Origin of the sequence: Roseateles sp. (assembly GCF_044373315.1) — a bacterium.
Taxonomy (GTDB): domain Bacteria; phylum Pseudomonadota; class Gammaproteobacteria; order Burkholderiales; family Burkholderiaceae_C; genus JACDQM01.
Genome location: NZ_JBILQK010000053.1, coordinates 17683 through 27683 on the forward strand (window position 1 = coordinate 17683; position 10001 = coordinate 27683).

General features: G+C 64.9%; 5 protein-coding genes. 3 read left to right on the forward strand and 2 right to left on the reverse strand.

Annotation, left to right across the window (positions count from 1 at the left end):
- The first annotated feature begins 59 nt into the window (after nucleotides 1–59).
- Nucleotides 60–2849 carry a TonB-dependent receptor gene (locus ACIQ67_RS12920; RefSeq protein WP_397534780.1) on the forward strand — a complete coding sequence of 930 codons (2790 nt, stop codon included), beginning with the start codon at nucleotides 60–62 and terminating at the stop codon, nucleotides 2847–2849.
- A 501-nt stretch (nucleotides 2850–3350) separates the two neighbouring features.
- Here the strand turns inward: ACIQ67_RS12920 and ACIQ67_RS12925 are convergent.
- On the reverse strand, nucleotides 3351–6212 hold the full coding sequence (locus ACIQ67_RS12925; RefSeq protein WP_397534781.1) for a TonB-dependent receptor domain-containing protein: 2862 nt from the start codon (nucleotides 6210–6212) through the stop codon (nucleotides 3351–3353).
- Nucleotides 6213–6533: 321 nt separating this feature from the next.
- Between ACIQ67_RS12925 and ACIQ67_RS12930 the strand changes: the two genes are divergently transcribed.
- Nucleotides 6534–7754 (forward strand): geranylgeranyl reductase family protein, encoded by a 1221-nt coding sequence (locus tag ACIQ67_RS12930; RefSeq protein WP_397534782.1) that lies wholly within the window; start codon nucleotides 6534–6536, stop codon nucleotides 7752–7754.
- 109 nt (nucleotides 7755–7863) lie between these two features.
- Nucleotides 7864–8619: a class II glutamine amidotransferase gene (locus ACIQ67_RS12935; RefSeq protein ID WP_397534783.1), complete on the forward strand. Its 756-nt coding sequence runs from the start codon at nucleotides 7864–7866 to the stop codon at nucleotides 8617–8619.
- A 51-nt stretch (nucleotides 8620–8670) separates the two neighbouring features.
- Here the strand turns inward: ACIQ67_RS12935 and ACIQ67_RS12940 are convergent.
- Nucleotides 8671–10001, reverse strand: a 1331-nt coding sequence (locus tag ACIQ67_RS12940; protein WP_397534784.1) for an alpha/beta hydrolase family protein, incomplete at its 5' end; no start/stop codon positions are given.

Below are 10001 nucleotides of genomic sequence, written 5' to 3' on the forward strand. Positions count from 1 at the left end.
GTGCTCACGATGCTGGGTGGCTTTCAAGGGCCGAGGCCCGATCAACACAAGGAGTAGGTGTGAACACTTTCAAGAAATCCAAGGTTTGCGCGGCTGCGCTGCTGGCCATCGGCAGCGGCAGCCTGCTGCCGACGACGGGCGCTTACGCCCAGGAAGCCAAGCTGGAGCGCGTCGAGATCACGGGTTCGTCCATCCGTCGTATCGACGCTGAAACCGCTGTGCCGGTGCAGGTCGTCACCAAGCAGGACATCGCGCGTTCGGGCGTGACCAGCGTCGAGGCTCTGTTGCAGGGCATCTCCGCTCTGTCTTCCGCTGGCGGCATAGCGACCACGCAAGGCGCCGGCAACACCACCTACGGCAACTCCACGGTGTCGCTGCGCGGTCTGGATTCTGCGCGTACCCTGGTGCTGGTCAACGGCCGCCGTCTGGCCACCTTCGCATCGGGCAGCGCCGCTGTCAACGTGGCATCGATCCCGCTGGCCGCGATCGAGCGCGTTGAAGTGCTCAAGGACGGTGCTTCCAGCATCTACGGTTCGGACGCCATGGCCGGCGTGGTCAACTTCATCCTGACCAAGTCCATGACGGGCGTCGAGCTGGCTGCCTACGCCAGCACGCCCACGGGCGATGGCGGCGGCAAGACCGAGCGCGCCAGCATCACCGCAGGCTTCGGCGATGGCACCAAGTTCCGCGCTGTGGTGTCGGGTACCTTCGAGAAGGAAACCGCCCTGTTCGGCCGCGACCGGGACTTCACCCGGACAGCGACGGTGCTGCCGTACTACTCGTCCGGTGCCACCGGCCAGGGCAATATCGAAGGCGCGGTGAATCCGGGCAAGTACCCGGACGACCGTCAGCCGAATTTCGGAACCTCTCCTGGCACCGGCTACGGCAACCCGCTGGCCGATCAAGGCAAGTGCGGCGACATCAGCATGGTGTTGAACCCCACCCCGACCAACAAAGTTTCTCCTACGCTGAAGGTCGGTGCGCCGTACTGCGCCTTCGACACCGGCCCCTTCGTTGGCCTGGTGCCGGCCCGTGAGCTGATGGCCTTGACCGGCAACTTCGGCCTGCAGCTGAACAAGGACCATGAGCTGTTCGCTGACGTGCTCTACTCCGAAAGCGAAGTGGTGCAGACCTTCCAGACGCCGCCGCTGCGCCGTGGCTTTGCCGCCGGCTCGAACGCCCGCCTGGAAGCCGAGAAGGTGGATCCTTCGCTGATCCTGTACCCGTCCAACCCCAACTACAAGATCGCGGCCGACTACCTGGCGAAGTACGGCTACACCGCCTTGATCGGCCAGCCGTTGGCGATTACGTCGCGCGTGTTCGACTACGGCGGTCGCCAGACCACGGACAAGTCGACGCAGTCGCGCGTGGTGGTGGGTGCTCGCGGCACGATTGCCAACCAGGACTATGAAGTCGCCTTCATGGACAACCAGAGCAAGCTGGCCGGCAAGTACACCGGTGGCGTGTTCTCGGTGACTGACTACAACCGCATCATCAATGACCCGGCCAACAACTGGAACCCCTGGGCTCCGGGTGGCCTGCAGACCGGCCAGCTGGCCGAGAAGCTGAAGGCTGCCGCCTACATCGGCCCGTCGCTGGACGCTCTGTCCAAGAACCAAGGCTTCGACGGCCGCCTGACGGGCGAGTTGTTTTCTCTGCCGGCTGGCATGGTGCAGTACGCCGCTGGCGTGCAAGCGCGCAAGGACAGCCTGAGCCGCACCCCGGCTGAAAAGCCTGGCACGGGCGACATCGCCGGTGCTGGCGGCGCGGCGTTCGCGATCAACAAGGACCGCAACGTCAAGGCAGCCTTCGGCGAGCTGGTCATCCCGGTGATCAAGAATGTCGAGGCCACCGCTGCGGTGCGTACCGACCGCTACAACGACTTCGGCACGGCCAACACCTATAAGTTGAGCGGCACATGGCGCCCCAGCAAGATGGTGCTGGTGCGCGCATCGCACAACACCGGCTTCCGTGCGCCGACGCTGCCTGACCTGTATCAGCCGCAGAACATCGGCACCACCGAGCAGTTCGACGATCCGGCAACCGGCCAAACCGACCTGCAGGTGAAGGGCGTGACCGGTGGCAACATCAACCTGAAGCCTGAAGAGTCCAAGGCCACGGTGTTCGGTCTGGTGCTGTCGCCGAACCGCAATCTGTCGGTCGGCCTGGATGCGTTCAAGATCCGCATCGACAACATCATCCAGACCCCGGGCGCACAGGAAGTGGTGTCGCGTTTCCGTGCAGGCGATCCGGCTTTCAAGAACCTGGTGACGCTGAGCGGCAACGACATCGACCAAGTGGTCACCGTGACCTCGAACCTGGGCCAGGCCAATGTCGAAGGTGTTGACCTGTTCGCCAACTTCCGCGCGGATGTGGGCCCGGGCCGACTGGACTTGGTGTTGAACGGCACCTACATGACCAAGTTCGACCAGACCAGCCCGAGCGGCAATCTGTCGCGCAAGGTCGGCACCATTGTTGAAGCCGATGGCACGCCGGTTCTCGGCGCTGACGACGGCGGTGTGATCCTGCGTTGGAAGCATGGCCTGACTGCCGCCTACACGCTGGGCAGCTGGACCGGTTCGGTGACGCAGAACTACACCTCGCGCTACCGCGCTGGCAACGATCTGAACGACAAGCCGACCTATGTGGGTGCGTACTCGCTGTTCGATGCGGCTGTTGTCTACCGCGGCATCAAGAACCTGTCGCTGGGACTGGGTGTGAAGAACCTGTCGGACAAGGTGCCTGACATCTATGTGCCGGCCAGCAACCAGTTCCAGACCGGCTATGACGTCACCATGTACGACCCGCGCGGCCGTACGATCTTCCTGAACGCGAACTACAAGTTCTGATCAACCCAGACTTCTGGTGATGCGAAGGGGGCGAGATTTCTCGCCCCTTTTTCTTTTCTCTTCTTTTCTTGGTTCCTCACCGGTTTCAGGGGCGTTAAGCGGACGCGGTCGTGCTGCTGCAGGCCCTGCGAATGCTGTGGCCTTGCACGGCGCGCTCTAGGCAGCCACCGGGCTCAGGCACGGAACTCGCCCCGCTGCGGGTCTTCGACTGCCTTGCGCTGCTCGCCACGCCGGGCTGGCGCCGAACTTCGCGCCACTCGCTGGCAAGTGATTTGGGGAACGCCGCGGTGCTGAGCGGCGTTGGCTCAGCTCGCTGATGGGCGATTTCTGCACGGCCGAGGGCGCAGCGTCGGCAGCTGTCACCAGCCCTCCCCGCACATGGGAGACGAGCCAAAAAAAACGCCCCGGATTGCTCCGGGGCGTCTCGTCGAGGCCAGTCAGTCCGCCCTGAAGCGGACGGTCATGGCGCTCTTCTCGTTTTGGTGCCTATCTGCTCTGGGATCAGAACTTGAAGTTGGCGCCGACGAAGTACGAGCGACCAAAGATGTCGTAGTAGCCCGGGATGGTGTCCAGCGCCTGGGTGCCGGAGCTGCCCGAAGCGAAGAACGGGGGCTTCTTGTCAAACAGGTTGGTCACGCCGATGTAGAAGTCGGCGTTCTTGCTGGCGCTGTAGCCGATCCGCGCGTTGTGGTACGTGTGCGCGCCAATCTGCGGGTAGCCGGCAGCCGTTGTGCCCACAGCCATGTCAGCACGTCCGATATGCCGCATGTTCCAGTTGGCCTTGAACGGGCCCTTCTTCCAGGACACGTTGCCGTTCGCGGTGAACTTGATGAAGCCTTGGTCGGAGGTGGAGCCACCGGCCTGACCCAGCAAGTTCACAGGCGCGTTTCCGGCCAGCGGCACGAGGAGGGCTTCGTCATAGATGGTCGCGACGGCCGACAGGTCGAAGTCGCCCCACGCGCCGGCCTTGAAGGCATAGCGCACGTCGAGGTCCACGCCCTTGATGTTCATCGAGGCCACGTTCTGCAGCTCTTCGTTCACAGCGCGAAGCACGTAGGTGGCGCCCGGCAGCAAGGGGTTGGTGCCGCGGGTCAGCGAGCCGCAGAGCAGACGGTTCGGCGTGTCGTAGCAGAGGTTGGTGGCCACTTGGCGTGACACCGTCGTGATCATGTCGGTCACTTCGATGTCAAAGCGATCCACGGCGATGGCCAGGCCCTTCAGGAAGGTCGGCTGGAACACCAGACCGTAGGTCAGGGTGGTGCCCTTCTCCGGGTTCAGCTTGGCATTACCGCCCGACAGGCCTTCGACGCTCTGTTCGATCGCCAGCGCCGGCGCGTAGTTGGCCGGCACACCGTCGGCCGCGCAGTTGGCAGCGCGGGTCGGGTTGGCGTTGCGGCGGGCTGCGGTGCAAGGGTCGTTGATCACACCGAAGGTCTGGCCGATGCCGGACAGCTCGCCTGGCTGAGGCGTGCGGACCGAGCGGCTCTGCATGGCACGGAAGCGCAGACCATCGGTCGGCTCCCAGTCTCCACCCAGGTTCCAGGTGTCGTACTTCTTCTCGCCGGCCTTGGAGCCGCGGAATGCGCCAGTCACGTTCAAGGAGTTGGCGAAGGGCTTGTCAGCCAAGACCGGCACGAGCAGCTCGGCGAACATTTCGCGGGTGCTGGTCTTGGTCTTGTCGATATCGCCCAGCCTGTTGCCGGTCACGTTGCCCAGGTTGATCTGGGTGTCGTGGTCCAGATAGCCCGAGAACGAGCGGTACTGGGCACCCACGGCGGTGCGCAGATCGCCAGCGGGCAGCTTCATGACCGTACCCGACAGCGATACCACGCTGTCGTTCAGCGAGTTGGCGCCGATGGACGTGGTGCTGACCGTCAGCGCCCTGGCCATGTCGGCGGTGTAGGGCGCGAAGGGGTTGATGGGCACGCAGCCATTGCCGCGAGCGATCGCGTCGACGCAACGGAACTGGCCGGGTCGGGTCGGGTCGGCTTCGACGCGCAGGCCGTGGTAGAGCTGTGACAGGCTCACCGAGCCCTCGGTGCCCAGGTTCACGCGGGTACGGCCGAAGGTGTGCGAGGCGTCCCAGGTCCAATCGCGGCCGAAACCGGCGATGCTGTCGAACTCGCCCTTGGCGCCGAACACGGTGCGAACCATCGTGCGATCGCTGCTGGCGCCGCGGTTACCGCCGATGGTCTCGTCGCCGAAGCGCTGCCACCAGGTCATTTCCGTCACGCCTGCGGCCTGAGCGGCGGCGCGCAGTTGTGCGGGGATGAAGGGGTTGTTGATTGGAATGGTCGTCTGCTGGCCACCGAAGGTGTTGGCATTTGACTGGAATGGATGACCTTCGAACGACGAGTTGATCGAGTTGTTCGCGTAGTTGAACTCACCGTAGGCGGTGATGTTCTTCGTCACCTTGTACTCGGCATCACCGGCGACCAGGATCCGCTTGGTCGGGATGGCCAGGTCGCGGGCCGCATTGCGGTTGTAGCCGTCGACAGGCACGCTGAAGGGGATCAGGGCGCCGTTGGCGTCGGTGAAGCTGCTGCCACGGCGGGTAAAGCTGTTCGCGCCCACGAAGAAGCGGCCAGTGGCGCCAACGCCGGAGCGAGCCGTAGGGCCGAAGACGGGGCTGCCTGGCGAGAGCCAAGCGAAGTCGTCGCTGCAGATGTCACGGTCAGCGCATCGAACATGGCCTTCCCGGGTGAACTCCATGGTCAGCATGGCGCGGCCTGCATCGCCGAACCTGCCGCCCATCACCACCGAGGCGCTGGGGTTCTTGTTGTCACCGCGGCCGGCTTCACCGTAGCTGACGCCGAGCTCGACGCCGCGGACGTTCTTCTTGGTGATGATGTTGACCACACCAGCCATCGCATCAGCACCATAGACGGCCGATGCGCCACCGGTTGAGATCTCAATCCGGTCAATGTTCGAGGTTGGAATGGAGTTGAAGTCGACAGCGGTACCTGTCGACGAGCCACCAGGCACCCGGCGACCGTTGATCAGCACGAGGCTGCGGCCAGCGCCCAGGTTGCGCAGGTTGGCGTTGTTCAGGCCGGAAGCGCCGACGCCAGAGAATGTGGACTGGGTCCGCGAGGAGCCGAAAGCCGGTGCGAACTGCGGCAGCTGAGTAGCCATGTCCGCGAAGTTCTCCATGCCGAGATTGGCCATGGTTTCAGCGTTCACAGCGACGATCGGTGTGGTGCTGGTGAGGTTCGGGCGAACGATCCGTGAACCCGTGACCACCACGGTTTCAGCCTTCTCCACAGTGGTGGTGCTTTGCGCATAGGCCGGCACCGCCAGCATTGGGATGACGCCGCTTGCTATCAATGCCGCTGCGGCACCGATCTTGGACTGTTTGAACATGATTACTCCAGTAGTCAATGGGTTCTGACCTTAGTTCTTGCCGCGGGTCTGCGGCTGCTGCGCTCCGTACCTCAAGACGTAATCCTCCCGAATACACGGAGCGCCAGATTCTCTGGCTGTCATCCGCCTCCTGTACTTGGTGACATTCCTTGTGTCAATTCGCCAACGGCAGGCTTGCGCTCCTTCGATGAATGCGGCAGCGCGTTGTCACATGATTGACACGGCAAGGCTGCTTCTGGCGCTTCGGTGGGTGGGGAGGGGCGCTCGCGCCGCCGCAGGCAGAGCTTCCCTAGAATGCCTTCGCACTCACAGGAGGATTGAATGACAGACCCCGGTGCCACTGGGCGCGCTGCAGTACTTGTGGTTGGCGCCGGCCCTGCCGGTTCCGCCACGGCACTGGTTCTGGCGCGGGCCGGCCTGGACGTGCTGCTGGTCGACCAGCACCCGCAGGGCCGCGACAAGGTCTGCGGTGACGGCCTGATCCCCGATGCGCACCAGGCGCTGAAGAAGCTGGGCCTGCTCGATGCGGTGATGGCCCGGGCGCAGCCGGTCGCGCATGTGGGCTGCATCGGTCCGCGCGGCGGCCGTGTCGATGTGCCAGGCTCGCTGGCTGTGCTGCCGCGCCGGGTGCTCGACGAGATGCTGTGCCAGGAAGCGCAGCGCGCGGGTGCTCGCGTTCTTGCACCGGCCCGCTTCGAGCGGCCGCTGGAGGATGCTTCAGGCCGCGTCTGTGGCGCGGTGCTCAAGGTCGGCGATGCCGAGCAGGAAGTGCTCGCCGACTGGGTGGTCCTGGCCACCGGCGCGGTGCCCAAGGCGCTCAGCGCCGCCGGCATGTGCGAACGCCACACCCCCAGCGGCGTGGCGCTGCGCGGCTATGTGCGTGCGCCTTCGATGGTGGGACGCATCAAGGCCATGGACGTGGTCTGGAGCCGCGCGGTGCGGCCGGGCTACGGCTGGATCTTTCCGGCGCCGGATGACTGCTTCAACATCGGCGTCGGCGTCACTGACAGCCACCAGGCCGTGGCCGGCAAAGGCGCCAAGAAGGACCTCAATCTGCGGGCCATCTTCGATGCCTTTGTCGAAAACTACCCGCCTGCCGCCGAGCTGATGCGCGAGGGTGAGTTGGTGGGCGAACTCAAAGGTGCGCCGCTGCGCTGCACGCTGGAAGGTGCGCGCTGGACGCGCCCCGGCCTGCTCGTCACCGGCGAGGCGGCGGGATCCACCTACTCCTTCACCGGCGAAGGCATCGGCAAGGCCATGGAAACCGGCATGCTGGCGGCCGAAGCCTTGATCGCACACCAGCATGACGACGCGGCGGCGCGTGCGCAATACGAAGCGGCGCTGCGCACCCTCAAGCCCAAGTTCGACCTCTACGAGCGGGCCAATCGCGTCAACGCCTATCCCTGGCTAGCCGACCTGTTGATCTGGCGCGCCCAGAAGAGCGAGCGGCTGCTGCGTCGCATGAGCGGCGTGCTGAACGAAACCAGCAACCCGGGCAACCTGGTGACCTGGCGCGGGCTGACCCGCATCATCTGGGAGTGAGCTGTGAAGAACGCGTCACCACGCAGGCGGGCCGAGCGCCGGGTCGCCCCAAGCCGGCCCGCATCCCCTCGGGGGATCGACCGCCGTATCCGGCGGGCGAGGGGCTGACATGTGCCAATTGCTGGGCATGAATGCCAACACGCCGACCGATGTGATGTTCAGCTTCACCGGCCTGGCCACGCGCGCCGATGAGCACAAGGATGGCTTCGGCATCGCCTTCTTCGAGGGTCGTGGCCTGCGCCATTTCGTCGACCACCACAGCGCGCGCGTCTCGCCGCTGGCTGAGCTGGTCAAGCGCTATCCGATCAAGAGCGACAACGTCATCGCCCACATCCGCAAGGCCACCCAGGGCCAGGTGGCGCTGGAGAACACCCATCCCTTCCAGCGCGAGCTGTGGGGCCGCTACTGGGTGTTCGCGCACAACGGGAATCTGGTGGATTTCAACCCGCGCCTGCATGCCGCCTTCAAGCCGGTGGGCGGCACCGACAGCGAGCGCGCCTTCTGCTGGCTGATGCAGGAGCTGGCCAAGGCGCATTGCGACGTGCCCAGCATCGACGAGCTCAGCCGCACGTTGGCCGAGCTGATGCCTCAGCTGAACCGCCACGGCACCTTCAACATGCTGCTCTCGAACGGCCAGGCGCTGTGGGCGCATGGCAGCACCAAGCTGCATTACCTGCTGCGCCAGCATCCCTTTGGCGAAGCGCGCCTGGCCGACGAGGATCTGAGCGTGGACTTCGCCGCCCACACCACACCGGTCGACCGCGTGGCGGTGATTGCCACCGAGCCGCTGACGCAAGACGAGCCTTGGGTGCCCTTCCAGCCGGGCGAGCTCAAGGTGTTCGTGGGCGGTGCCGTCCTGGCCTGAACTCGCGGCCGCCTACGCCCCCACCACGAGGTGGCGGGGGTGAGAACCGGCTCAGTTCGCGCCGGATTTGGCCTCGCTGGCGAAACGCGACTTGGCGCCGATGTGCCGATCCAGGAAGTCCAGCATCAGCTCATAGTTCTTCAAGTTGTTGTCCAGCAGACCGAAGCCATGGGCTTCTTTGTCGGCGATGAACACATACTCGGGCGCCTTGCCATTGCGCTTCATGTCGCTGATGACGCGCTCCGTCTGCTCCAGCGGCGTGCGCCGGTCGTCACGTCCGGCATACATCGCCAGCGGCGACTTGATCTGCGCGGTGTTGAGACCGGGCGACACGGCCCGGGCCTTGTCCCAGCCCGGGGTGTTCTGGCCGATCAGGCGACGCCAGTAGGCGACGGCGCTCTTGCTGCCGGAGAAGTCCGTGGCGGTCGAGGTGAGCTGCAGTTCCAGGTCGCTCACCACCAGGCCCGCGATACCGCAGGCGAACAGGTCCGGGGTTTTCACCAGCGCTTGCAGCGTGGCGTAGCCGCCGTAGCTGGCGCCCGTGATGCAGACGCGGCGTGAATCGGCAAAACCCTGTTGAACGGCCCATTGCACCGCATCTTCATGGTCCTCGGACATCTTGTTGCCGATGGTGCCGAAGCCGGCCTCATAGATCTTGCGGCCGAATCCGGGTGTGATGCGGAAGTTCGGCAACACGACGGCATAGCCGCGTGAGGCCAGCACCTGGGCCTCGCGCCAGCCGAAGCCGCCGCCATAGGCGCCGAAGTCCGCACGGGCCATCGGGCCGCCGTGGATGTGCAGCACCGTCGGCAGCTTCTGGCCGGGCTTGTAGTCCTTGGGCAGGAAGTAGTAGGAAGGAATCTCAAGGCCATCACGCGTCTTCAGCAGGAAGGGCCGCATCGGCACCAGATCGCTGTCCTTCAGGTCGGTCTTGGCGACGAACAGCTCCTCCAGGCGCTTCTTCTCTTCGTCGAACAGAAAGCTCTGCGGAATGCTGTCCGGTGCGCTGACGGTCACCAGAGTGCGGCCGGAGCTGACGCGCTGCAAGGCCACATCCTTGTTGCGGAAGGTCGCATCCATCTGGGCCTGGATGCGCGCCAGATCGGCGTTCACCCAGCTGGTCTGGCTGCGCTCGGCGTCCACGGTGTAGCCCAGCACTTCCTTGCGGTCCTGGGACAGGCGAAGCCCTGCCACATCACCGCCCTGGCCATCGGCACCCATGTCATAGCGCGGATGCGCCGCGACCATCTCGCCCAGGGCCTTCTTTTCGAGATCGAACCTGAAGATCGCGACGGTATCGCGGCCCTTGTTGGTCGCCGCGTACAAGGTCTTGCCATCAGCGCTCAGGTGTTCCGGCGTGAAGATCTCGCCGTCACCGTGGC

Excerpts from the sequence above, each read along its gene's own strand:
- ACIQ67_RS12935 (WP_397534783.1), top strand. The coding sequence starts at position 7,864 with ATGTGCCAATTGCTGGGCATGAATGCCAACACGCCGACCGATGTGATG.
- ACIQ67_RS12925 (WP_397534781.1), bottom strand. The coding sequence starts at position 6,212 with ATGTTCAAACAGTCCAAGATCGGTGCCGCAGCGGCATTGATAGCAAGC.
- ACIQ67_RS12930 (WP_397534782.1), top strand. The coding sequence starts at position 6,534 with ATGACAGACCCCGGTGCCACTGGGCGCGCTGCAGTACTTGTGGTTGGC.